Origin of the sequence: Acetitomaculum ruminis DSM 5522 (assembly GCF_900112085.1) — a bacterium.
Classification (GTDB): Bacteria; Bacillota; Clostridia; order Lachnospirales; family Lachnospiraceae; genus Acetitomaculum; species Acetitomaculum ruminis.
This window is the reverse complement of sequence record NZ_FOJY01000002.1, coordinates 18256-44398: the sequence shown is the minus strand read 5'-3', so window position 1 is coordinate 44398 and position 26143 is coordinate 18256. Positions and strand designations below refer to the sequence as shown.

24 protein-coding genes are annotated in these 26143 nt (G+C 32.5%); 23 read left to right on the top strand and 1 reads right to left on the bottom strand.

The genetic code is table 11. The features are described 5' to 3' along the window. The 5 genes from BM153_RS01380 to BM153_RS01360 all read left to right on the top strand — a co-directional run bounded on the left by BM153_RS01380 (window position 1) and on the right by BM153_RS01360 (window position 4876). Complete coding sequence (locus BM153_RS01380) at window positions 1–1227, top strand: BaiN/RdsA family NAD(P)/FAD-dependent oxidoreductase (RefSeq protein ID WP_092869997.1); 1227 nt, start codon at window positions 1–3, stop codon at window positions 1225–1227. Between the two features lie 15 nt (window positions 1228–1242). After that, the gene (cmk, locus tag BM153_RS01375) at window positions 1243–1908 is read left to right on the top strand and encodes a (d)CMP kinase (RefSeq protein ID WP_092869995.1); all 666 of its coding nucleotides are present in this window, start codon (window positions 1243–1245) and stop codon (window positions 1906–1908) included. 3 nt (window positions 1909–1911) lie between these two features. Continuing rightward, window positions 1912–2763, top strand: coding sequence for a 4-hydroxy-3-methylbut-2-enyl diphosphate reductase (ispH, locus tag BM153_RS01370; RefSeq protein ID WP_092870351.1), 852 nt, complete (start codon window positions 1912–1914; stop codon window positions 2761–2763). Continuing rightward, window positions 2753–3841: a 30S ribosomal protein S1 gene (gene rpsA / locus BM153_RS01365; protein WP_092869994.1), complete on the top strand. Its 1089-nt coding sequence runs from the start codon at window positions 2753–2755 to the stop codon at window positions 3839–3841. Before ispH ends, rpsA begins: the two co-directional genes overlap by 11 nt. Before the next feature lie 258 nt (window positions 3842–4099). After that, the gene (locus BM153_RS01360) at window positions 4100–4876 is read left to right on the top strand and encodes a CheR family methyltransferase (protein WP_092869993.1); all 777 of its coding nucleotides are present in this window, start codon (window positions 4100–4102) and stop codon (window positions 4874–4876) included. A gap of 70 nt (window positions 4877–4946) precedes the next feature. On the opposite strand, the gene BM153_RS01355 is transcribed toward BM153_RS01360, so the two are convergent. Next, on the bottom strand, window positions 4947–6050 hold the full coding sequence (locus BM153_RS01355) for a ribonuclease H-like domain-containing protein (RefSeq protein ID WP_092869992.1): 1104 nt from the start codon (window positions 6048–6050) through the stop codon (window positions 4947–4949). 198 nt (window positions 6051–6248) lie between these two features. On the opposite strand from BM153_RS01355, the gene BM153_RS01350 reads away from it, so the two are divergent. The 18 genes from BM153_RS01350 to BM153_RS01265 all read left to right on the top strand — a co-directional run bounded on the left by BM153_RS01350 (window position 6249) and on the right by BM153_RS01265 (window position 26133). Beyond that, the gene (locus tag BM153_RS01350; RefSeq protein ID WP_092869991.1) at window positions 6249–7241 is read left to right on the top strand and encodes a putative ABC transporter permease; all 993 of its coding nucleotides are present in this window, start codon (window positions 6249–6251) and stop codon (window positions 7239–7241) included. Continuing rightward, window positions 7241–8161: an MOSC domain-containing protein gene (locus BM153_RS01345; RefSeq protein WP_092869990.1), complete on the top strand. Its 921-nt coding sequence runs from the start codon at window positions 7241–7243 to the stop codon at window positions 8159–8161. The genes BM153_RS01350 and BM153_RS01345 overlap by 1 nt, the downstream gene beginning before the upstream one ends. Window positions 8162–8206: 45 nt before the next feature. Continuing rightward, window positions 8207–9454, top strand: a complete 1248-nt coding sequence (locus BM153_RS01340; RefSeq protein ID WP_092869989.1) for a glutamate-5-semialdehyde dehydrogenase — start codon at window positions 8207–8209, stop codon at window positions 9452–9454. A gap of 102 nt (window positions 9455–9556) precedes the next feature. After that, complete coding sequence (miaB, locus tag BM153_RS01335) at window positions 9557–11020, top strand: tRNA (N6-isopentenyl adenosine(37)-C2)-methylthiotransferase MiaB (RefSeq protein ID WP_242949048.1); 1464 nt, start codon at window positions 9557–9559, stop codon at window positions 11018–11020. A 1-nt stretch (window position 11021) separates the two neighbouring features. Beyond that, window positions 11022–11636: a Holliday junction branch migration protein RuvA gene (gene ruvA, locus BM153_RS01330; protein WP_242949047.1), complete on the top strand. Its 615-nt coding sequence runs from the start codon at window positions 11022–11024 to the stop codon at window positions 11634–11636. 18 nt (window positions 11637–11654) lie between these two features. Then, window positions 11655–12653 (top strand): Holliday junction branch migration DNA helicase RuvB, encoded by a 999-nt coding sequence (gene ruvB / locus BM153_RS01325; RefSeq protein ID WP_092869986.1) that lies wholly within the window; start codon window positions 11655–11657, stop codon window positions 12651–12653. Between the two features lie 23 nt (window positions 12654–12676). After that, complete coding sequence (gene zapA / locus BM153_RS01320; RefSeq protein WP_092869985.1) at window positions 12677–13120, top strand: cell division protein ZapA; 444 nt, start codon at window positions 12677–12679, stop codon at window positions 13118–13120. Window positions 13121–13123: 3 nt separating this feature from the next. Continuing rightward, window positions 13124–15307: a peptidase U32 family protein gene (locus BM153_RS01315; protein ID WP_092869984.1), complete on the top strand. Its 2184-nt coding sequence runs from the start codon at window positions 13124–13126 to the stop codon at window positions 15305–15307. A 7-nt stretch (window positions 15308–15314) separates the two neighbouring features. Continuing rightward, the gene (locus BM153_RS01310; RefSeq protein WP_092869983.1) at window positions 15315–16769 is read left to right on the top strand and encodes an FtsW/RodA/SpoVE family cell cycle protein; all 1455 of its coding nucleotides are present in this window, start codon (window positions 15315–15317) and stop codon (window positions 16767–16769) included. Further along, a complete protein-coding gene (locus BM153_RS01305) occupies window positions 16732–18291 on the top strand; it encodes a peptidoglycan D,D-transpeptidase FtsI family protein (RefSeq protein WP_092869982.1) in 1560 nt (519 codons plus the stop codon). The genes BM153_RS01310 and BM153_RS01305 overlap by 38 nt, the downstream gene beginning before the upstream one ends. A 15-nt stretch (window positions 18292–18306) precedes the next feature. Then, on the top strand, window positions 18307–18612 hold the full coding sequence (locus BM153_RS01300; protein ID WP_092869981.1) for a hypothetical protein: 306 nt from the start codon (window positions 18307–18309) through the stop codon (window positions 18610–18612). A 14-nt stretch (window positions 18613–18626) separates the two neighbouring features. Beyond that, window positions 18627–19628, top strand: coding sequence for a DUF2953 domain-containing protein (locus BM153_RS01295; protein WP_092869980.1), 1002 nt, complete (start codon window positions 18627–18629; stop codon window positions 19626–19628). Further along, complete coding sequence (locus BM153_RS01290) at window positions 19628–20092, top strand: GerW family sporulation protein (RefSeq protein WP_092869979.1); 465 nt, start codon at window positions 19628–19630, stop codon at window positions 20090–20092. Before BM153_RS01295 ends, BM153_RS01290 begins: the two co-directional genes overlap by 1 nt. Before the next feature lie 187 nt (window positions 20093–20279). Further along, window positions 20280–20465, top strand: a complete 186-nt coding sequence (rpmB, locus tag BM153_RS01285; protein ID WP_092869978.1) for a 50S ribosomal protein L28 — start codon at window positions 20280–20282, stop codon at window positions 20463–20465. Window positions 20466–20657: 192 nt separating this feature from the next. Continuing rightward, window positions 20658–21014, top strand: coding sequence for an Asp23/Gls24 family envelope stress response protein (locus BM153_RS01280; protein WP_092869977.1), 357 nt, complete (start codon window positions 20658–20660; stop codon window positions 21012–21014). A 13-nt stretch (window positions 21015–21027) separates the two neighbouring features. Next, window positions 21028–22707 carry a DAK2 domain-containing protein gene (locus tag BM153_RS01275; protein WP_092869976.1) on the top strand — a complete coding sequence of 560 codons (1680 nt, stop codon included), beginning with the start codon at window positions 21028–21030 and terminating at the stop codon, window positions 22705–22707. A gap of 221 nt (window positions 22708–22928) precedes the next feature. Further along, a complete protein-coding gene (recG, locus tag BM153_RS01270; RefSeq protein ID WP_092869975.1) occupies window positions 22929–24995 on the top strand; it encodes an ATP-dependent DNA helicase RecG in 2067 nt (688 codons plus the stop codon). Between the two features lie 19 nt (window positions 24996–25014). Continuing rightward, window positions 25015–26133: an HD-GYP domain-containing protein gene (locus BM153_RS01265; protein WP_092869974.1), complete on the top strand. Its 1119-nt coding sequence runs from the start codon at window positions 25015–25017 to the stop codon at window positions 26131–26133. The last annotated feature ends 10 nt before the right edge of the window (window positions 26134–26143 follow it).

The window sequence follows — 26143 nt, the reverse complement described above, 5'->3', positions numbered from 1 at the left end:
ATGAATCTTATAATAGTAGGTGCAGGAGCTGCCGGAATGATGGCCGCCTATTCGGCATCTTTACAAAATAAATTTGACAATATCACTATATTGGAAAAGAATGAAAAAGCAGGAAAAAAAATTTACATAACCGGAAAAGGAAGATGTAATTATACTAACTTTTCTGACAGGGAAACAATTCTTTCTTCCATTATTAGTAATTCAAAATTTATGTACAGTTCATTTTCTGCTTTTAACAATTATGATGTTTTTGATTTTTTTGAAAGCAACGGTGTACCTTCAAAGATTGAAAGAGGAAACAGAGTATTTCCTGTATCAGATAAAGCATCCGACATTATCCGCTGCTTAACGAAGGTATTATCTGAAAATAAGGTGAAAATAGTATATAACACTAATATTGTTTCCATAAAAAAAGAAGAAGATTTATTTTACATAAAAGATGATAATGGGAAAAAATATATTTCGGAAAGTGTTATTATAGCTACGGGAGGAGCATCATACCCATCTACAGGTTCCAGCGGTGACGGATATGATTTTGCAAGGGCATTTGGACTTGAGGTTAAAGAACCAGAGCCGTCTCTTGTACCTTTTAATGCAAAAGAAGATTATGTAAAAGAGTTACAGGGACTTTCTTTAAAAAATATTACAGCATATATTTATGATGGTGAAAAAATGATATATGAAGAATTTGGAGAAATGCTCTTTACTCATTTTGGAGTTAGCGGGCCGATTATACTTAAGGCCAGCAGCTATATAGGGAACATTTTAAAGAAAAAATCCCTTAAAATGTTTATAGATTTTAAGCCTGCTTTGGATGATAAGGCGTTAGACAGGCGTTTGCTAAAAGACTTTGAAGAAGCAAAAAACAAAGCCTTTAAAAATAGTTTAGGCGGATTGCTTCCGACAAAAATGATTCCGGTAATAATACAGTTAAGTAAAATAAATCCGGATAAAAAAGTTAATGAAATTACAAAAGAAGAAAGGTTAATACTTCTTAAATTATTAAAGCATTTTCCTTTTACATTAACCGGACTTAGAGGGATGAACGAGGCCATTATCACCAGAGGTGGGGTTTTGGTATCGCAAATTAATCCTAAAACAATGGAATGCAAAAATATTAAAGGATTGTTTTTTGCAGGAGAAGTTCTTGATGTGGACGCATTGACAGGTGGATACAATCTTCAGGTAGCCTGGTCAAGCGGGTACGCAGCAGGAAAAAATGCTTAAAAACAGGAGGCTGTTATGAGAAAAAACATTGCAATTGATGGACCGGCAGGAGCTGGAAAAAGCACCGTAGCAAAAGCTATCGCAAAAAAATTAAATATGATATATGTTGACACCGGTGCTATGTATAGAAGCATTGCTCTTTTTATGTTAAAAGAGGGCGTAGATGTTAAGGATAGTAAAAAAGTAGCCGAAAAATGTGAGGGTGCAAATGTTTCCATTGAATATGTAAACGGAGCACAACAGGTGATATTAAACGGGGAAAATGTTAATGGACTTATTAGAACATCAGATGTGAGCATGGCTGCTTCATATACTTCAAAAGTAAAAGAAGTTCGTGACAGGATGACTTTTCTTCAAAGGCAGCTTGCAAAAGAAAAAGACCTTGTCATGGATGGAAGAGATATTGGTACAAATGTATTACCTGATGCATTTTTAAAGATTTATCTTACGGCAGATGTTTATGTAAGGGCTAAAAGACGCTATGAAGAATTTAAAGAAAAGGGAGAAAACTACAGTCTTGATGACATAGCAAAAGATATTTCAAAAAGGGATGAAATGGATAAAAACAGAGAAATATCACCTTTAAAAAAGGCAGAAGATGCTATTGAAGTGAATACGGATAATCTTACTCCGGATGAAGTAGTTGATTATATAATATCTCTTTACAAAGAAAAGGTATAAATGATGAATATTGAAGTCGCAAAAACTGCAGGATTTTGCTTTGGAGTAGAAAGAGCAATAAAAAAAGTGTATGAACAGGTTCAAAATGCGCAAAACAAGCCGATTTATACATATGGACCGATAATTCATAATGAGTATGTTGTTAATGAACTGGAGAGAAAAGGCGTAAAGGTAATCGATGATTACGAAGAGCTTGTTTCACTGGAAAAAGGAACGGTTGTAATTCGTTCTCATGGCGTTTCCAAGGAAATATATGATATGCTTAAAAGAAAAGAAAATGTTACGATTATTGATGCAACTTGCCCTTTTGTATTAAAAATTCATGATATTGTTGAAAAACAAAGCAAAGAAGGCTACCATATTATAGTTATTGGTGATAAAGACCATCCTGAAGTTGAGGGAATTAGAGGATGGTGTGAGGGAAATGATGTCACAATCATAAATTCCAGAGAAGAGGCAGAAAATTTTTTGTTAAAATCACCAAAAAAAATATGCATTGTCGCACAAACTACATATAATAAGAAGAAATTTAAAGAATTTGTTGAAATTATTTCTAAAATGGATTATTATATTAAGAGTATGTGTACGATTTGCAGTGCCACAAAAGAACGTCAGGATGAAGCTCGGGAAATAGCATCCAGGGCAGACGCTATGATTGTAATTGGCGGAAAGCATAGTTCCAATACACAGAAATTATTTGAAATTTGTAAAAAAGAATGTGCAAATACTTACTATATACAGACACTTGATGACTTGGATTTGAGCAACTTTGAATCCACAAATAATGTAGGTATTACAGCCGGGGCATCAACCCCAAAAAAAATTATTGAGGAGGTTCAAAGAAATGTCAGATAAGAGTTTCGATGAAATGATTGAGGAAAATTTCAAAACAATTCATACAGGAGAGGTTGTAGAGGGTACAGTTATCGATGTAAAGCCAGATGAAATATTTGTAAATATCGGTTATAAATCAGATGGTATTATCACACGTAATGAATACAGCAACGATTCAAATTTAGATCTTACTACAGTTGTTAAAGCTGGAGATCCTATTGAAAGTAAAGTAATTAAGGTTAATGATGGTGAAGGTCAGGTTACTCTTTCTTATAAGAGACTTATTGCTGAAAAAGGAAATAAGAGACTTGAGGAAGCTTTCAATAATAAGGAAGTTCTTAAAGCTAAAGTTGTTCAGGTATTGAACGGTGGTTTAAGCGTTGTTGTAGACGAAGCAAGAGTATTTATTCCAGCTAGCCTTGTATCAGATGTATATGAAAAAAATCTCAAAAAATATGACGGTCAGGAAGTTGAATTTGTTATCAGTGAGTTCAATCCAAGAAGAAGAAGAATTATTGGAGATCGTAAGCAGCTTTTAGTTGCAGAAAAAGAAAAATTACAAAAAGAACTTCTTGAAAAGATTCATGAAGGAGATACAGTAGAAGGAACAGTTAAAAATGTTACAGATTTTGGTGCTTTCATCGATTTAGGTGGAGCAGACGGACTTCTTCATATCTCAGAAATGTCATGGGGAAGAGTTGATAATCCAAAGAAGATTTTCAAAGTTGGAGATACAGTTAAGGTTCTTATTAAAGAAATCAATGAGAAGAAGATTGCTCTTAGCCTTAAATTTCCTGAAGAAAATCCATGGCTTAATGCTGAGGAAAAATATGCAGTTGGTACTGTTGTAACAGGAAAAGTTGCAAGAATGACAGACTTTGGTGCATTTGTAGAGATTGTTTCAGGTGTTGACGCTTTACTTCATGTTTCACAGATTTCTACAGATCATGTTGATAAACCATCAGATGTTCTTTCAATCGGACAGGAAGTTACAGTTAAAATTGTAGATTTGAATGTTGATGATAAGAAGATAAGTCTTAGCATGAAAGCATTGGAGCAGGACAAAAAACCAGAAGCTCCTGCTGAGGACGCTGAATAATCATTTTAATTGAAATTTTTAAGGCAGGCCTTTGTGCCTGCCTTTTTGTCAGGTTGTAGATTTTTCCTGGCTTTTTTGATGGATAATACAGAACTATCATTTTTAAGAGAGAAATATAATTATTTTTAGCTTTCATCGCAGGATTTTGCATCACTTAACTAAGTAAATGCTTTTTTTCACCGATAGATTCTATATAGTGTATTGAGGTGAAAATAGTATACGGTTTTTACACTAAATACAAGTTTGGGAGGCAGATAAATGGCTGACAATTACGAAACCTTTAAGACGGATGTTTATAAACTTACTAAGATTGATTTAAACAGCTATAAAGAAAAACAAATGAAGAGACGTATAGATTCTCTTATTTCAAAACATAAAATTAAGACATATTCTGATTATGTAAAAAGCTTGAAAGATTCAAAAGAGCTTTTTGAGGAATTTATAAATTTTTTGACTATTAATGTTTCCGAGTTTTATAGAAATCCGGAGCAATGGCAGATTTTGGAGAAACAGGTTTTTCCGGCATTGATTGAAAAATTTGGAAAGAATCTTAAGATATGGAGTGCTGCCTGTTCTACGGGAGATGAACCATATTCATTAGTTATGTGTTTATCAAAGCTTGTGCCGTTAAATAACATAAATATTATTGCCACAGATATTGATAAGCAGGTTATAGCAAAGGCTAAAGTTGGACTTTATAGCGAAAAAAGTTTGGTGGGTGTTCCCTCAGACTTGAAAAACAAATATTTTACAAAAATAGGATCTTCCTACCAGATATCAGAGGATATAAAAAGAAGAGTACAGTTTAAAGAACATAATCTTTTAAAGGATTCTTATATTTCCGGGTGTCATCTCATCCTTTGCAGAAATGTTGTTATATACTTTACTGAGGAGGCCAAAGAGGTTATTTATAAAAAATTCAATGAATCTCTTGTAAAAGACGGATTTTTATTTATAGGAAGTACTGAGCAGATTATGAATTATAAAGAGTTGAATTACATAAGATATAAATCATTCTTTTTCCAAAAAGGATAGTTACAGTTTCTAAAAAAGTGTACGGATTCAGATTTATTCTGAATCCGTATGCTTTTTATTTACATAGGGCTTATCTTTGTTTTTTTAAAAGATATTTGAATATATGCAAAACATATTCTTTTATTTTGGCAGGATTTCTAATAAATTCGTTTGTAAGTTCAAAATATGAAGTTTTGTCATTATATTCTTTTTTAAAATAAGGAGAAACAATTTGTTCATATTGAACTAAAAATTCTCCACTTTTCTTTCCGTAGCAATTTGCAGCTTTTGCCTTTGTTTTAAAATCTTTATCTACATAAAATGCAACACTTTTATGTATTGCCATATCTTCCTGAGGCAGATAGTAATAATCTTTGTAATTAGGATAGAAAAATTTCATTTCTGCTTTCAGGATAGGTACTTTCATAAATGCTGTTTTTTTAGAAGCTGTAATATAAAAAATGTCATTTCCGAAAGAAATTCTTTTTTCTAATGGAAGGTGTAGCGAAAGCTCAAACAAGGCCTCTTTTTGAACTTCACCGTCTTTATTTGAATATTCATCAATAGACAACTTTTTGATTTCGAAGCTTCCGCTGAAAAATTTTGAATAATGTACAATGGACAGTATTTGAATCATTCCAAATAAATCGTCGGAATTATGGAGTAATAAAAGCTTTTTATCTTCGTCATTTGGAGTCATAATATAATCAAAGTATTTTTGGATTAACTGGCCACCATCAAATTGATCCTCTCTATTTACACCAAGAAATTCTTCAATGTTTTTTTGCTTCATATGGCTTAGTTTGAAAAAAGGTTTATATCTTGAGATTTCTTTATAAATATCAAAGTGGGTCAGATTATCCAAAGTGTATTCTACATCAAGTAATTGGCATTTTTCCCATAAAAATCTGGTGTCAAATCCCGTTCCATTATAGCTTATCAAAAGTGTATATTCGGATGCAAATGACATAAAATCATAGAGTAAATCTTTTTCATTTTCGTCAGAATCTAAAAAAAATTGTATAATTTTCCAATTTCCCATGAATCTGTATATACCTCCAATGAGATATAATTTAGATGTCTTTGCAGAAAATCCCGTTGTTTCAATATCAAAAAATAAAATTTTCTCACTGGAATTTGCGTTTAAAAAAGGGCTTTGTATATTTATTTTTAAATCTTTAATTAAGGTTGCCATTTTAAAATTCCCCTGTCTTTTAAAGTTGTAATCAGTTAATAAAATAATTATACATTATTTCTTGGATATATTGTAGCTACAATATTTTTTATAGTTTTTTTTATAACAATTTATTGTTTTACTATTTTCCTAAAATTGACTGGTATTTTTTATAGTATTTTAGTATAGTAGAATTATTGATAAGAAATAGAAGGTCAGGTGATTAATATCTGGAATATGACTATATTGGATGTTTCCGTATATAACATAATTAATTGGTTTTATATTTATAGTTTTTTAGGCTGGGTATTTGAGAGTACCTATGTTTCTCTAAAACAGGGACATATAGTAAATCGTGGTTTTATTACAGGTCCTCTTTGTACCATATATGGTGCAGGTGCTGTTTTAGTTTATTTAATATTAAAACCTCTTGATGGAAATGTAATTCTTATTTATGCAGGGGGTGTTGTAGTGCCTACAATACTTGAATATTTTACAGGAACTGTAATGGAAAATATTTTTAAAACCAGCTGGTGGGATTACAGTGAAAAAAAATTTAACTATAAAGGGCGCATTTGTCTTAGTTCATCAATTGCTTGGGGATTTTTTACAGTGGCATTATTTCTTATTTTACAACCCGCTGTAGTAAGATTTGTGGCTTTGTATAGCGTATCCACGGGACAGAAAGCAGTAATGATTATAAGTCTGGCTTATGTCGTTGATTTTACAGTTTCAGCTATGGCTACAATAAATCTTACATCCCGTCTTGCAAAGATGGAATTAACAATCAGCGAGTTTTATGACTATATTAAGTCCACGAGAGTTTATCAAAACAGTAAAGAATTCCGTGAGAAAATTGATGCATACAGAAATGAAGCTATGGATTTTTCAAAATTGAAAGCAAATATCTATGAAAAAGTGAATGACATTTCTGAAACGGCAGGAAGTATCTTTGAAGAAGGAAAAATTATTCCCAAAACCTTTGATACCATTAAAGAAAAAAGCGAATTTTATTCAAAGGAATTTAAAGAAAAACTTGAAAAAACTAGTAGCTATTATATTACAATGGTTAAAAATAACTCTTTTATTACAAAAAGATTTATTATTGCCTACCCTAAATTTAAAGTTAGCAATAATAGATTTAACAAATATTTAGAGGAGATAAAAAAGACATTTTTACAAAGGGACATTTTTAAGGAGGATAAGAAATAATGGGAACTATTAAAGCAGTTTGTATAAGTGAGAAAAAGGGTGTTGAAAAAGTAAATATCAATGAAGCGATGATTATTGAGGATTTTGGACTGGAAAATGATGCTCATGCAGGAAAATGGCATAGACAGGTGTCATTATTAAGCTACGAAAGAAGAGAGGACTTCAAGAAAAAGGGCGTTGAAGTGTCTGACGGAGCTTTTGGAGAAAATCTTCTGGTATCCGGCATAGATTTTATACATCTTCCATTAGGAACAAAATTTTTTGTTGGTGATGTAGAACTTGAGTTAACTCAAATCGGTAAAGAATGTCATAAAGGCTGTGCAATAATGCAGCAGGTAGGAACCTGTATAATGCCTACAAACGGTGTTTTTACAAAAGTTTTAAAAGGTGGAAAAGTAAAAGTTGGTGATGAGATGACTTATAAATTACCATATACCGTAGGTATTATAACAGCCTCGGATAAAGGTAGCAGAGGTGAAAGAGTGGATCTTAGCGGAGCTAAAATTAAAGAAATGGTAGAAAAAGCCGGCTATCAGGTAACTTCAATGGAGATTGTTGAAGATGATAAGGAAAAGCTAAAAGCTGCAATGACAAAACTTGCAGATGAGAAAATAGCTGATCTTATTTTAACAACTGGCGGAACAGGTTTTTCTATGAGAGATGTTACCCCTGAAGCTACCATAGAAGTCTGTGACAGAATGGCTATGGGAATAGCAGAAGCAATGAGAGCATATTCAATGACTATCACAAAAAGAGCTATGCTCTCAAGAGCAGTATCTGGAATCAGAAAACAAAGCCTTATTGTCAATATGCCAGGTTCACCAAAGGCAGTTGAAGAAAGCCTTGAATATATTTTGGATTCTTTATTACATGGAATACAAATTCTTAAAGGGGATACAGGAGAATGTGCCAGACATTAATGGCTTGACAGGAAATGTTTAAAAAACGGGAGGGGAGAGAACAAATTGTTTGACTTAAACCAGGTATGCGAAAATGCAAAAGAAGCCTTGAAAGAAATATCTATTTTGGGAATAGATGAAAAAAATGATATATTAAGAAAAACGGCAGATGCTTTGGTAAAAAACAGTGATGAAATTATTGAAAAAAATAAGATTGATGTTGAAAATGGCGTAAATAAGGGAATGAAGCAAAGTCTTATTGACAGACTTAGCCTTAATAAAAAAAGAATAGAAGATATGGCTTTGGGGCTGAAACAAATTGCTACTTTAGATGACCCTATTGGTGGCATAGATTCTATGGTAAAACGCCCTAATGGATTATTGGTTGGCAAAAAGAGAGTTCCTTTAGGCGTAGTTGGCATTATATATGAAGCACGTCCAAATGTTACGGCAGACGCCTTTGGTTTATGTTTTAAAACGGGAAATGTTGTAATTTTAAAGGGTGGAAGTGATGCAATAAACTCTAATATTGCTATTGTAGATAGTATTAGAGGGGTTTTAAAGGAAAATGGAATTAATCCTGATGCCATAAATCTCATAACAGCTACAGATCACGAAACAACCACAAGATTTATGAAAATGAATGATTATGTAGATGTACTGATACCAAGAGGTGGAGCAGGTCTTATAAAAAATGTCGTTTTAAACAGTACAATTCCTGTAATAGAAACCGGCACTGGAAATTGTCACATATATGTTGATGAAACGGCTGATATAGATATGGCAGCAAATATTATAGTAAATGCCAAAACTCAAAGAACAGGTGTGTGCAATGCCTGTGAATCTCTGGTAATACACAAAAATATAGCACAAAAAGCAATACCGGTAATATGTAACATTCTTAAGCAAAAAGGTGTTGAAATTCGAGGTGACAAGACTGTTCTTGATATTTATACTGATGCAATTGCTGCTGATGAAGAAGATTGGGGAAAAGAGTATTTGGACCTGATAATATCCATAAAAACGGTTGAAAACATTGATGAAGCTATTTCTCATATAAATAAATATAATAGTGGTCATTCTGAATCCATTATTACAAAAGACTATGCCAATGCTCAAAAATTCTTGGAAAGAGTCGATGCAGCTGCTGTATATGTAAATGCGTCAACGCGTTTTACAGATGGCTTTGAGTTCGGATTTGGTGCTGAAATCGGTATCAGTACTCAAAAACTTCATGCCAGAGGTCCAATGGGATTAGATGCCCTTACCACCTACAAATATATCATTTATGGTGATGGTCAGATTAGGCCTTAAACAACTTGCAAGAATAAAATAAATATTATATAATCATATACGTTTTATCGAACATGGGTTTATTAATTAAATCAGATATTATATGATTATAGGAGAATTATTTTGAATAATACATTACTTGAAAAAGAAATTGAAAATCTGGATATTAGTATAGAGGCTCCGGAAACAGAGCCTCTTAGACAATATTATTTCATTAAAAAAACAAGAATCCTTCTTGAACAGTTAAAGGACAAATATAAGGGTAAACTAACTGCCTGCATCAAGACTTTTGGATGTCAGATGAATGCAAGGGACTCAGAAAAACTCACTGGTATTTTAGAGGCAGTGGGTTATGAAATTCTGGATTCTAAAAAAGAAAATGAGGCTGATTTTGTCATTTATAATACCTGTACTGTTAGAGAAAATGCTAATTTAAAGGTATATGGTCGACTTGGAAAAATGTCTCATAATAAAAAACACAACCCTAAATTAAAAATTGCACTTTGTGGTTGTATGATGCAGGAACCGGATGTTGTTGAAAAAATTCGCAAAGATTATGGTTTTGTGGATTTAGTTTTTGGTACACATAATATCTATAAATTTCCAGAATTGTTGTATAATTCATTTAAAGCTGAATCAACAGTTATAGATATATGGAAAGATACGGATAAAATAGTAGAAGACCTTCCGGTGGAAAGAAAGTTTCCTTTTAAATCCGGCATAAATATTATGTTTGGTTGTAATAATTTTTGTAGTTATTGCATTGTTCCTTATGTTAGGGGAAGAGAAAGAAGTAGACAGGTTAATGAGATTATCAAGGAAATCGAAAATCTTGCAAATGACGGCGTTGTCGAGATAATGCTTTTAGGTCAAAATGTAAATTCTTATGGAAATGATTTTGAAGAAAAGATCCCTTTTTCTGAGCTTTTAAAAGAAGTTGAAAAAGTTGATAAAATAAAAAGAATAAGATTTATGACTCCACACCCGAAAGACCTTAGTGATGATCTTATAGAAGTAATCAAAAATTCTAAAAAGATATGTCATCATATTCATCTTCCATTACAATCTGGAAGTTCAAGGATACTTAAAGCCATGAATCGTCACTATACAAAAGAAGACTATCTCTTACTTGTTGAAAAAATTAGAAAAGAAATTCCTGATGCATCTATTACAACTGATATTATCGTAGGATTTCCGGGAGAAACGGAAGAAGATTTTCTTGAAACAATGGATGTTGTGAAAAAAGTTTCTTTTGATAGCGCTTTTACCTTTATTTATTCAAAAAGAACAGGTACAAGGGCTGCTAAAATGCCTGATCAGGTTCCGGAAGATATTGTACATGACAGATTTGACAGATTGCTAGCTTTAGTTAGAGAGGAAAGTTCAAAACAGGCTAATAAGATAGTTGGACAAACACTTCCGGTTTTGGCAGAAGAGGTTAATAATCAGGATTCTACTATGCTTACAGGAAAGCTGGCTAATAATCTTACTGTACATTTCAAAGGTGGAAAGCGTCTTATAGGAAATGTTGTTGATGTAAAGCTTGTGGAATGCCATGATTTTTATTATATAGGAGAAGTTGTTTGATATGTATGCTTATATTAATGGCTTTGTTACAGATAAGTCAGAAAATTGTATAATATTAGAAAATAATGGTATCGGTTACAGAATTTATACAGACTCAAATACCATAATAAAACTTGCCTACAATAAAGAAACGAGATTTTATACATATTTGAATATAAAAGATGATGCAATGGAGCTTTACGGCTTTTTATCAAATGATATTTTAAGTATTTTTAAACAGTTAATCAGTGTAAGTGGTATTGGTCCCAAAGGTGCTTTGGGGATACTTTCTACATTGCAGATAGACGAGCTGATTACTGCCATAATATCAGAAGACGCAAAAGCTATTGCTAAATCACCGGGTATTGGACAAAAGACTGCAAAAAAGGTTATTATAGAGTTAAAGGATAAAATAAATCCTTATTCGTCTTTTACAGACACTAATGAAGAAAGTATTTTGAATCCTGAAGGACAAAATGAAATAAAAGATATCAAAAAAGAAGCTATGGAAGCTTTAATAGCACTTGGATACAGTAAATCTGAAAGCTATATGGCTATTAATAAAATTGATATTGATACGGTTACATCTGTTGAAGATGTCTTAAAGATAGCTCTTACCAATCTGGTAAGAATATAAATTTGGATGGTGTAAATATTGGAAAAAAGGATTATTTCAACTGATTTTACAATAGAAGAAGAGGTTGAGGAAAAGAGCCTTCGACCAAAAACTTTTGAAGATTATATAGGTCAGGAAAAAGCAAAAACTGCATTAAAAATTAGTATCGAGGCTGCAAAAAAACGTCATGATCACTTAGATCATATATTATTTTATGGACCTCCGGGTCTTGGAAAGACTACATTATCCGGTATTATTGCCAATGAAATGGGTGTTAATATTAAAGTTACCACTGGACCTGCTATTGAAAGAGCAGGTGATATGGCAGCAGTTTTAAACAGTCTTAATGAGGGGGATATTCTCTTTTTAGATGAAATTCACAGATTGAACCGACAGATTGAAGAAGTGCTTTATCCTGCTATGGAAGATTATGTAATAGATATAATGATTGGAAAAGGTGCTAATGCAAAATCTTTAAGAATCGATCTACCTAAATTTACCTTAATTGGGGCAACTACCAGAGCCGGTATGTTATCAGCACCGTTAAGAGACCGTTTTGGGATAATTGAAAAATTAGAGTTTTATGAATCTGAAGAATTGTGTATAATAGTGGAAAAATCTGCAAAGAGATTAGGTCTTGATATAGAAAAAAATGCGGCGTTGGAAATAGCAAGAAGATCCAGAGGAACGCCGAGACTTGCCAACAGATTGTTGAAAAGAGTCAGGGATTATGCAATTGTAAAGGCTGATGGTAATATTACATATGAGACTACTAGGATTGCTTTGGGGATGCTGGATGTGGATGAATATGGACTTGATAATGTTGACAGGACTATACTAAAAACCATAATTGATAAATTTGATGGTGGTCCTGTAGGTCTAAACAATTTAGCAGCGTCGTTAGGAGAAGACAGTGGTTCTTTGGAAGATGTAAATGAACCATTTTTAATAAAAAACGGATTTATCATAAGAACGCCAAAGGGAAGAGTGGCAACCAAGCTTGCTTATGATGCATTAAGTGTTCCGTACAAATATTAATATATATAAGGGGTGTAAAATAGATGGCTGAAAAAACTAGCACAGATGTTTTGATAAGAGGAAAAGTTTATACTCTAAGTGGAAACGAAAGTGTAGATTATTTACAAAAAGTTGCAGCTTACATCAATGAAAAAGATGAAGAAATGGCTTCTATGGACAGTTACAGACATTTGACTTCCGAGACCAAAAGTGCACTTTTAGATCTTAATATCGCTCATGATTACTTTAAAGCTGATATGTTAGCAGGAGAATTAAAAAAGAGCCTGGAAGAAAAAGAACAAGAGCTTTATAGTATCAAGCATGATATTATTGAGCTTCAGCTAAAACTTGAAGAAGCTCAGAAAACTATTGCCAAAAACGAATCTGAAATTAAAGAACTTAAATTTAATAAGAACAAGTTAGAAGAATCATTAAAAGATGTATTATTGGGGAACAATCTTAAGAATGATAAAAAGGCTGATGTTTAATATATGAAAAATAATAATGAATTACTTTCCCCTGCCGGCAGTTTTGAAACATTAAAAGCAGTCGCAAATGCAGGCGCAGATGCTGTTTATGCCGGTGGAAGTTTATTTGGCGCAAGGGCTTTTGCTGGGAATCTTTCTCGTGACGAAGTTCTTAGTGCCATAGAGTATCTTCATATTCGAAATAAAAAACTATATCTTACAGTAAATACTTTGTTAAAAAACGACGAAGTTGAAAAAGATTTGTATGATTATCTTTATGATTATTATTGCGCTGGTCTTGATGCCATTATAGTACAGGATGTCGGCGTATTTGAGTTTGCAAAAAAATATTTTCCAGAATTACCTTTACATGCCAGTACCCAGATGACTCTGACAGGTCTTGACGGAGCCAGATTATTAAAGGAATATGGTGCTGCGCGAATAGTTACTTCCAGAGAATTATCCCTAAAAGAAATATCAGAAATACATAAAAATGTTGATATAGAGATAGAAAGCTTCATTCATGGAGCTTTGTGTTATTCTTACTCAGGCCAGTGTTTATTTAGTTCAATGTTGGGAAAAAGAAGCGGAAACAGAGGTCGTTGTGCTCAACCATGCCGTTTGCAGTATACACCGGTTTTAAACGACAAAAAAGCTCAATCGTCCTATATCCTTAGTATGAGAGATTACAATACTTTAAGTATTCTTCCACAAATACTGGATTCCGGAGCTATGTCTTTAAAAATAGAAGGCCGCATGAAAAGGCTTGAATACAGTTGTGCTGTTACTTCAATCTACAGGAAGTATCTTGATATTTATAATGATGGGGTTTTAGAATATAAAATCGACCCTAAAGATGAGAAATTTCTTTCAGATATAGGGAACAGATGTGGTTTTACAAATAAATACTATTTTGGAAAAAATGATCCGGATATGATTACAAAGATAAAGCCGGCTTATGACTCGGCTGACGAACCATTTTTTAAAGCAATAAAAGAAAAATATACTGTTGAATCTAAAGAAAAAATTAATGGGTTTATTAAAATAAATAAAGGATTTCCTGTTACTATTACTATTGAATATAAAGATAAAAACTATGAATATATTTCGGATATAATTCCATCAGAGGCTATAAAACAACCTCTGACAGTAGAAAATGTTATCAAACCGATTATAAAGACCGGTGATTATCCTTTTGTTTTTGACAGTTTGGAAGTAAATATAGAGAATGGCTTGTTTTTGACAGTAGGAAACCTTAAAGAAATCAGAAGAAATGCTTTAGAAATGCTTCTTGATAAGATTAATGGTAATTTTAAAAGAACTCTTGAAAAATCTAATGAGTCGAAACAAATAATTAATGCTAAAAATATTATGGGCAATCCGGACTTTTATGTAAAGGTAAGTAATTTAGAGCAATTTAAAAAAGTTATTACTTTTGATTTGGTAAAGGGTATATATATTAGTGAGTATTTTTTGCGTTTTAATAAGCAAAGTTTATCTGATATTGTTAAAGCCTGCCATACAAATTCTAAGAAGTTTTTTTATGAAATGCCGGATATTTTTAGAAAAGAGGTACGAGATTATTATGAAAAAAATCTCACAAATATTTTATCAGAAGATATAGATGGTTTTCTGGTTAAAAATTTTGACAGTCTTAATTATTTAAAAACGCATTTAAGTAATGATAGTGATTATATAATTATTTGTGATGATAGGCTATATGCTTTTAATAATTATTCGGATATATTTTATAAAGAAAGAAATCTTGTAATAACAAGACCGGCGGAACTTACCTTTAAAGAGTTGTCAAAACTTGATAATAGTGGCTGTCAGTACAGAATATACGGGCATCAAATACTGATGGTGTCTCAGATGTGCGTGAATAAAGATGCATTTAAATGTAATAAAAAATATGAAAAACTTGATCTTTCAGATAGGAAGAACAAGAAATTCAAGGTAATGTGCAACTGTTTTGAATGCAATAATCTTATATACAACAGTGTAGCCACCGTACTAACAGATTATTTACCTGAAATTAAAAATCTTGGATTTCAATATTTAAAAATAGATTTTACTTTTGAGTCTGCTAAAGAGGTTCTAAAAATATTGAATTATATTTCAAATAAATATGACAAAACTACGGACCTTAAGGATGAAGAAATTTTTAAAGATTTTACAAGGGGACATTATAAAAGAGGAGTCGAGTGAGAATAAGATGAATGACATAATTGTTGAAGCTTCAAAATATATTATTATAATTTTGTTCGCACTATATACTTTTCAATGTTTTGCTGTTTTTCGATACTCGGATGAGGAAAAAAAAGCAGGCATTTCTGTTTTTCAAAGTATATTGATGTTTTTGATACATTTTTGTGCTTACGGAGCCATATATCTTCAAAATGAAACAAATAAAGGAGATATACTAGTGTTTTACCTGGAACAGGTTGTGTTTTTCTGGGCTGTTCTTTTGGTATATAAGATTGTGTTTCCTCTTGTTTCAAGATTAGTTGTGAACAATATGGTAATGCTTCTTAGTATAAGTTTTATTATGTTGGCAAGACTTGACTTTGCACTGGCAAAAAAGCAATTTATGATTGCAGTTGTTGCCATGATAGTCACCACTATGATACCTCTTATTATCAGAAAATTTAAATTTTTCAAAAATTTAACCTGGGTATATGGTGGTATAGGATTTATTCTTTTAACAGCAGTATTTGTATTAGGACATATTACATATGGTGCAAAACTATCTGTAAATCTAGGTGGTTTTTCACTGCAGTTTTCAGAATTTGTTAAGATAATATTTGTATTTTTCCTGGCTTCAAGATTTTATGAATCCACAGAAATCAGGGATTTACTGGTGACTTCTGCAGTTGCAGCGGCCCATGTGCTGATATTGGTTATTTCAAAAGACCTTGGTGCTGCGTTAATTTACTTTGTGGTATATCTTTTTATGCTCTATGTAGCAACAAAAAAACTGACATATTTTGGTATTATACTGGCTAGTGGTGCTGTTGCAGCTTTTCTGGCAGAAAAGATATTCTCCCATGTACAACAAAGGGTTGCGGCCTGGCTTGATCCCTGGAGTGATATAGCAGACAGCGGATATCAGATATGCCAATCTTTATTTGCCATAGGAACCGGAGGATGGTTTGGAACGGGATTATGTAAGGGAATGCCTGATACCATTCCTATTGTAGAAGAAGATTTTATTTTTTCTGCCATTTGTGAAGAGTTAGGTGGTATTTTTGGAATATGTCTTGTTTTGCTGTGTCTTAGTAATTTTATAATGTTTTTAAATATATCCATGCAAATTAGAGACCGCTTTTATAAACTAGTAGCATTAGGCCTTGGAACAGTTTATGGTTTTCAGATATTTTTAACCATAGGTGGAGTAACAAAATTTATTCCACTAACAGGTGTTACATTACCTCTTGTAAGTTACGGAGGAAGTTCTTTATTATCTACACTAATAATATTTGCAATAATTCAGGGACTTTATCTTATGCGAAGAGATGAGGGTGAGGAAAATGAACGAAAAGAATCAGAAAAAGACAGTAAGGACAGCGACAAAAAAGAAAGAAACAGCGAAAAAGCCCATTCCGGCAAGGTCAGGGTCAGAAATTCAGAACATGAAAAAGAAAAGGCAATCCGAAGAACACATTCATAAAACTTCTACCAAAAGGCCACCGGTGAAAAAAACCAAAGAACAGATAAAGCGTGAAAAGGAAGAAGCAAAATTTCGTGAAGAAGAGCAAAAAAGAATAGAAAAAGAAGAAAAAAAGAAAAAAGCCAAACATAACAGAGAATATGCTGTCGTTGCTTATTCATTCTTTACTTTGTTCATCTGCATAGTAGGTTACATTTCATATTTTATTTTTTATGAAAGTGAAAAAGTAATTGATAATCCTTATAATAAAAGAATAGATAATTATGCTACAACTGTTGTAAGGGGAAATATAACCGATGCCAATGGAAATATTCTTGCTTATACAAATGTGGCAGAAGATGGAACCGAAAGCAGAATTTATCCCTATGCCGATGTTTTTGCCCAGGTAGTTGGTTATACTACAACGGGTAAATCTGGTATTGAATCAGCAGAAAATCGTAAGCTATTGACTTCAAGTTCAGATATTAAAGAAAAACTTGAAAAAACCAGGTCTTCTGAAAAACAAAAAGGAGATACGGTTGTTACTACATTAGATGCCAAATTACAGCAATTAGCATATAATGCATTGGGAGATAACAAAGGTGCAGTTGTCATAATTGAACCTTCTACCGGTAAAGTTAAGGCAATGGTTTCAAAACCTTCCTTTGATCCAAATACTTTAAGTGCAAACTGGGACAACATATCAAACAGCAGCGATTCGGTTTTGTTAAACAGGGCAACCCAGGGCTTATATCCACCTGGTTCTATATTTAAAACCTTAACCACTTTGGAGTATTTAAGAGAAAATTCCGGAAATTATCTAAATTACAGTTATGATTGTGGTGGCAGTATTACCCATAATAACTATACTTTAGCCTGCTATGATAATACTGCTCATGGACATGTTGATTTAAAGCAATCCTTTGCGAAATCCTGTAATTCTTCTTATGCTAACATAGGACTGGGATTAAATATAGATTCATTTGCAAACCTTTGTGAGTCAATGCTTTTTAATAAGAATATTGACTTTGATCTTGATGTTAAAAAAAGCTCCTTTGTACTTAATTCATCATCAAATACAACGGATATTATGATGACATCAATAGGTCAGGGTGAAACAGAAGTTACTCCTTTTCACATGGCTTTATTGGCGGCTACTGTTGCTAATAATGGTGTGCTTATGAAGCCACATTTAGTAGAAAGAATAGAAAACTATAAATCAGAAGTAGTTTCTTCACAGGGAAATGAAGTTTATGAAACATTAATGAGTACTGAAGAAGCCCAAATTATACAGGAATTCATGGAGGAAGTTGTAAACAGCGGTACCGGATTTCGTTTTAATGGAAGTAGCTTTACTGTAGCCGGAAAAACAGGAACGGCAGAGTACTCTAGTGATAAAAATGTTTCTCATTCATGGTTTATTGGATATACACCTACAGATGGTGCTCAGCTGGCCATAGCAGTTGTAGTCGAAGGTGGAGGAGCAAATGCTGCCTCAGCGATACCGGTTTGCAAAGAAATTTTTAATGGTTACTATGGTTAAAAATTGAGGTAATATATGAAATTTTCAAAAAAATTATATTATGGAAAAGAAGCATCCCGTCATAAAAGAAAAATACTGTGGCGATTAAAACATAATAAAATTCTTCTGGATACATATGTTATTTGCTTTGCATCAAATAAGAATAATTTGTTCGATATAATAAATGCGAACATATTATTGCAAAAATACTATCCTAAAGATGACCTGACTGTTCTGGCAATAGGTGAATCTTACGATGAAACACTTGAATTACTTGTTTTTCTTATAGATAATGTATATAAAAAAACAGGAGCATTTAATGTTAGGGAGTTTTATAGTTAACAATAAGGAGAGTTATGCTTAGTATACTGCTGACAGTTTTAAAAATACTTTTAATAATATTAGGTAGTCTTTTAGCGTTGGCATTTTTGATTATATTATTACTGCTTTTTTTCCCTTTTAAATACGATGTCAGAGCAGTAAAAAAAGAAGGCTTTGATACAGCCTGCTTTAAAACAAAAGTGTCCTGGCTTTTTAGCCTGGTTTCTTTAAAGGTTATTTTTAAAAATAAAGAGTTGAAAATCGGTATTTATATTTTCAATATTCTGTTAAAAGGAAAAAAACACAATTTTAACAAGGAAACAGACGAAAAGTCTGATTTAATGGGAAAACCTGATGAAATTGTCATATTAGATAAGCTGGATGTTAATAGGGATATAGAGCTAACAACCCCGGATGAATCTGATAAAAATGAGCTTAAGGAAAGTGTAGGTAATCTTTCTGATTTAAATGATGATTATGAAGCTGACTTGGTTTTGGGTAATGAATATGAAGAACCAATCGGGAATGTTAAGGACGACGAAAAAGAAACAAATACAGAAAACAGGATTACAAATAAATTTAAGACAGTAGTTAATTTTATTGCTTCTGTACCTGAAAAGATAAAGAAATTTTTTGTTTCAATAAAAACAGGTATTTTAAATATCAGGGAAAACATAGATACAATAATAAGCTTTATAAATGATGAAAGAAATAAGAAAGTTTTTCGTTTTTTGAAAAAAAATCTAAAAAAGGCACTTAAACATATATTTCCAAGACAAATATCAGGAAAGCTTCGATATGGAAGCGATGATCCTGCCCTTACAGGTGAAATTACCGGTTTCTTGTCATTTTTACTTCCCATTAGTAAAGATGTCAGATTTATACCGGATTTCCAAAAGAAAGTATTAAAAGGAAATATTAGAATGAAAGGTCGCATTTTTTTGTTTTATCTTTTATACTTATTTCTGAAAGTGTTTATGAATAAAGATTGTAGAATCATATATAAGAAATTTAAGGAAACGGGAGGAAACGATTAATGGAAAATAAAAATAATGATAACAATTTAAAATCAACAGTTGAATCTTTGTTTAAAGGAATGGAAAATTTTATAACAACCAAGACAGTTGTAGGTGACGCGGTAAAAATGGGTGATACCATAATTTTACCTTTGGTAGAAGCATCTTTTGGTATTGGTGCCGGAGCTTTTTCAGGTGATAAATCAGAAAATGCCGGTGGTGGTATGGGTGGAAAAATCAGCCCAAGTGCAGTACTTGTTATTCAAAACGGTTGTACAAAACTTGTAAATGTTAAAAATCAGGATGGTGTAACCAAAATACTTGATATGGTACCTGATATTATTAACAAATTTACATCAGGAAATGACAGTGATAAACCTGAGGTTAAATTAAATAAGGATGAAGAAGCTGTTGTTAACGATGTTTTAAAGGATAAAGATGATACTAAAACACAAGATATTAAAGAAGAAAATGTCGATAAATAGCTTATTGATAATATTTGTTTAATAATGTGATTGAAAATTCAATAAAATGCTATAAAAAATGAGTCGCCCAATAAAAAAATACTTGCAAATCAATAGTATATCTGATACAATGATTGCATTGTGGGTCTAAAAAAGACTAATATTTAAGCGTTTTATCATCATAACGTATTGACAAGGAGGTGCGATGATGGCAAAGTGTAGCGTTTGTGGTAAAGGTGCTTACTTTGGAATCAAAGTAAGTCATTCACATAGAAGATCTAATAAAATGTGGAAGCCAAACATTAAATCAGTTAGATGTAAAGTTAATGGCGCTAATAAAAGATTATACGTTTGTACTTCATGTTTAAGATCTGGTAAAGTAGAAAGAGCCTAGTCAAATTAGAAAATTTGTCCCTTACACTTCTTTTTAAGTTGTAGGGGATTTTTACTTTGAATCTAAAAATTAAATTATAGATAATTCTATTAAAAATATATATAATATAATCATGTTTCTATTAAAATTGATTATCTTTTTGCCCAAAACAACGAGGCATAAATAAATCCTATTAAGAATGGAGGTTTAGCCATGAAAGGATATGTAAATACTCATTTAGGCGAAGTAGTTATAGATTCTGATGTTATTGCACAATATGCAGGTTCTATCGCCGTTGAGATTTTTGGAATTGTAGGAATGGCTTCCGTTAATGTTAAGGACGGTCTTGTGAGGATTCTGAAAAAAGACAGTTTAAATCATGGAATCGCCGTAAAAATAATTGATAATAAAATTACACTGGATTTTCACGTTATAGTAGCTTATGGCGTAAATATTTCTTCTGTTGCAGAAAATCTTATTTATAATGTCAGATATAAAGTAGAAGAATTTACCGGGATGCATATCGATAAAATCAACATCTATGTAGAAGGTGTCAGAGTAATCGACTAAGGAGGACTTTGTTTTGGAAAAAAATACGATAGATGCCAAGACTCTCTCAAAAATGTTTTTGGCAGCAGCTAACAGACTTGATTCCAGTAAGGAATGGATAAATGAATTAAATGTATTTCCTGTTCCGGATGGTGATACTGGAACCAATATGACTATGACAATTATGTCAGCTGCCAGGGAAGTCAGCAATGTTACAGATTGTACCATGAAAAATGTATGTAAAGCCATGGCTTCCGGTTCCCTTAGAGGAGCGAGAGGAAACTCAGGAGTTATTCTTTCACAGCTTATAAGAGGTTTTACAAAGATAGTTGCTGAATATGACGTTATTGATGTTATGGTTATTTCAAATGCATTTCAAAAGGCCGTTGAAACAGCTTACAAAGCGGTTATGAAACCAAAAGAAGGAACAATCCTTACCGTAGCAAAAGGAATGTCAGAAAAAGCCAGTGAGATGGTGGTAAAAATCGATGATGTTGAAGAGTTTTTTAAAGAGGTCATCGATTATGGACAGATTGTTTTAAATAAAACACCAGATCTTTTACCTGTTTTAAAAGAAGCAGGAGTTGTTGATTCAGGCGGTCAGGGATTATTAGAGGTTATTAAAGGTGCATATGATGGCTATTTGGGTAAAGAATCCGTTTTAAGTTTTGATAAGGATAATACGCCTAAACCTGTTGCTAAAACAGCTTCTTCAAAACCTATCGAAACTGAGGATATTAAATTTGGTTATTGTACAGAATTCATCATAAAGCTTGAAAAAGAATTTACAGAAGAAATGGAAGAGGAGTTTAAAAATTATCTTCTTTCCATAGGTGATTCCCTTGTATTGGTTTCTGATGATGAAATTGTGAAAGTACATGTTCATACAAATCACCCTGGTCTTGCTTTTGAAAAAGCTTTGACACATGGTTCCTTAACTCGCATGAAAGTTGATAATATGCGTGAGGAGCACCAGGAAAAAGTTATAAAGGATTCAGAAAGGCTTGCAAAAGAACAGGCTTTAAATACACAAAAAGCCGCTCCAAAAGAGCTTAAAGAGTATGGATTTATCAGTGTATCTGCCGGAGATGGTATTGAAGAAATATTTAAAAGTCTTGGAGCAGATTATGTCATCAAAGGTGGACAGACTATGAATCCAAGTACAGAAGATATGCTAAATGCCATTGATAATGTATATGCGAAAAATATATTTATATTACCTAACAATGGAAATATAATACTTGCAGCTAATCAGGCTAAAGACTTAGTGACAGATAAAAATATTATTGTTATTCCTACTAAGACAGTTCCACAGGGAATAACAGCTCTTATTAATTTTATTTCAGATAGAAGTGTTGAAGAAAACGAAGAATGTATGCTTGATGAAATAAAAAATGTAAAGACAGGACAGGTTACATATGCTGTTCGTGATACTTCCATAGATGGATTTGAAATCAATCAGGGAGACTATATGGGAGTTGGTGATTCAAGCATTGTAGCAGTAGGCAAAGAGCTTAATGAGACAGTGAAACTTACTGTTTCTAAACTTGTAGATGATGAGTCAAGTCTTGTAAGTTTGTATTATGGAGATGAAATTTCTAAAGAAGATGCAGAAAAGCTGGCAGAGGAATTAGAAGAAGAATTTGATGAATGTGATGTTGAATTACATTCCGGTGGTCAGCCTGTATATTATTATATAGTTTCCGTAGAATAAAATAAGTTATTAAAATTTACGCATTTCCTGCCAGAGTATATTTTGGCAGGAGATGGTAAAATATTTTAATTGAAATCTGTAATTTATTAAAGTAATTTACAGATTTTTTTAAATTCAGGATAAAGCATTGATTCTATTTTAAATATGACTGTATTGTGGTCATTCATGCAATTATTTTTTTATCATTTTTATGAAAGTGTTATAATCAAGACAGAAAAATTATGGAATTAACAAATGAAATAAGTATTTTAAAAGGTATAGGTAAAAAAACTTCAGATTATTTTAAAAAAATTGGTGTAGTCACTGTAGCGGATTTAATCAATTATCGCCCATCCGGTTACAAGGTATATACTGACTGGGTAAACATAGCGGATGTTGATTTTGAAGGGGTCTTTGCAATAAGAGCCAGAATAACTGCTCCGTTGGTTAAAAGAACCACGAAAAACCAAAAATCAGTAGTCTTATGTAAAGTAGCTGATGAAACGGGTGACATGTCTATTATCTGGTTTAATTCAGCCTATTTGTGTTCTGTATTAAAAGCCGGTATGGTTTTTGTATTTTATGGAAAAATAAAAAAGGATGGAAATACTTATGTAATGGAACATCCTGAATATTTTCCCACAAATAAGTATCGTGAGCTTACGAAAACTTTATATCCGGTATATTCTAAAACCAAAGGTCTTTCAAACAAGACTATTGTTAAGGCGATAAGTCAGGTTATAGAATCCTATCCCATAGAGACATTAGATTTTTTTGATGAGAAATTTTTAAATAAATATAGTCTTTGTGATTATGAGTATGCACTAAATAATATTCATTTTCCTTTTAGTAAAGAAGCTTATACAAAAGCAAAGGAAAGACTTACCTTTGATGATTTTTTTATTTTTTTATCCATGATAAGGCTTATGAAGGACTCCTCAAGACAGATTGACAATAATTTCAGAATCAAAAAATGGAGTATTGCTGAATCTGTTATAAATAAGTTACCTTTTGAGTTGACGGATGCCCAGAAAAAAGTCTTTAAAGAGCTTGTTAAAGACTTTTCAGGAGATTATGCCTGTCATAGGCTGGTGGAAGGAGATGTGGGTTCAGGAAAGACTATAATTGCCATCCTGGCAATGATAATGATGGCAGAAAACGGATACCAGAGCGCGTTAATGGTTCCAACCTATGTTTTGGCGACTCAACATTACAAAAAGATAAAAGGATTATTCTCTAATCTGGGATTAACATTTAATGTGTCAATTCTTACAGGACATACAAAAGCAAAAGAAAAAAGAGAAATATATGAAAAGCTTGAATCGGGAGAAATCGACATCATTGTAGGCACTCATGCTCTTATTACCGATAAGGTGAAAATGAAAAATCTTTCACTGGTTATTACAGATGAGCAGCACCGATTTGGAGTCAACCAAAGGAGCATGCTTGCAGATAAAGGGGAAATGGTACATGTACTGGCGATGACAGCCACACCTATTCCAAGAACTCTTGCCATGATTCTTTACGCTGATATGGATATTTCCCTCATTGACAAGGCTCCTTCAAACAGGTTGCCTGTAAAAAACTGTGTGGTGGATACCAGATTCAGAAAGAAAAGCTATGAGCTTATTATTAACGAGGTAAGAGCAGGAAGGCAGGCTTATGTTATATGTCCTTTAGTAGAGGAAAGTGAAAACAAAGATCTGGTAAATGTTATTGACTATACAAAAATGCTTGAGGAAATTTTTCCACGGGATATTAAAGTTTCCTATCTTCATGGAGCTATGAAGGATGAAGAAAAAGAAGAAATAATGGGCAGATTTTCAAGAAATGACATACAGGTTTTAGTATCAACTACAGTTATTGAAGTAGGAATTGATGTAGCCAACGCAACGGTTATGCTTATTGAAAATTCAGAAAGATTTGGACTTGCTCAGCTTCACCAGATAAGAGGTCGAATTGGAAGAGGAGCACATCAATCCTATTGTATATTTATGTCTCCTTTTTTACACAACGAAAAGACAAAAGAGAGATTGGATATTGTAAACAAGTCAACAGATGGTTTTGAAATATCTAATAAAGATTTGGACTTAAGGGGAAGCGGCGATATTTTGGGGACAGTTCAAAGTGGTTTTTTGGAATTTAATACCACAGATATTTATGAAAATGCCGATATTATCAAAAAGGTCTCATTGGCAGTAGAAGATTATTTTGGCAATGAAGAAGACAAAGAAAGGGTATTTAAAAAAATAGAGCAACGGTTTGGCAATATTGATTCTTTAAAAGAAAAATTTTTAAGTTCATTCTAATTTTTGGTGGTTGAGTAAAATGGTAAGTGGAAGAAAAAAGATTATTATCATAGAGGATGAGGAAATAAACAGAGGTATTTTACGAGAACTGTTTAGGACTGATTTTGATATATTGGAAGCCGAAAATGGTCAGGAAGGCTTATCTGTAATTGAAAAGGAGCATACAGGTATAGCCGCTGTTTTGCTTGATATTATGATGCCTGTGTTAGATGGATTCGGGCTCTTGGAGATATTAAATCAAAAGAATTATATTAAAGAGTTTCCGGTTATTTTAATTACCGGTGATTATACCCTGGAAGTTGAAAAGAAAGCCTATGCCTTGGGGATAACAGAGCTTATTATAAAACCTTTTAACAGAGAAGTGGTTATAAAAAGGGTAAAAAATGTAATAGAGCTTTATGAAAATAAGAATCACTTAAAATATCTGGTTGATATTCAGACAAAGCAAATTAAAAAACAGGCCAAAATTCTTGAAGAAACCAACGAACAGTTAATTGATATTTTAAGTACAGTTGTAGAATTTAGAAATTTTGAATCAGGTCAGCATATTAAAAACATAAAGAAATTTGTAAGTATATTATTAAGACACCTTATGGAAGAATTCCCGGAATATGGTATAGATAATGAAATCGCTGCTGCCATTGTAAAGGCATCCGTTTTGCATGATATAGGAAAGATAGCAATTCCTGATGCCATATTATTAAAACCGGGAAAATTAACCGGAGAAGAATATGAAATAATGCAGACTCATACAATTAAGGGATGCGAAATTTTAAAAAGAATCAGAACACTTTTTGATGATTTTTTGTATGAATATATTTATGAAATCTGTCGTTATCATCATGAAAAATGGGATGGAAACGGATATCCGGATAAATTGTCAGGAGAAGCAATTCCAATCAGTGCTCAGCTTGTATCCATTGCAGACTGTTATGATGCATTACGAAGTAAAAGAGTATACAAAATTGAAATAGAACATGAGCTTGCCATAGATATGATAAAAGACGGAGCTTGTGGTGAATTTTCTGATAAAATGAAAAAACTCCTGGATCTTTCGGAGCAGGAATTCTTTCTGGCATCATCATTTGAACTAAGTGTAAACGAAGATGAAATTTATACTTGTCAGGAGGGAATATAAACCCTTCTGA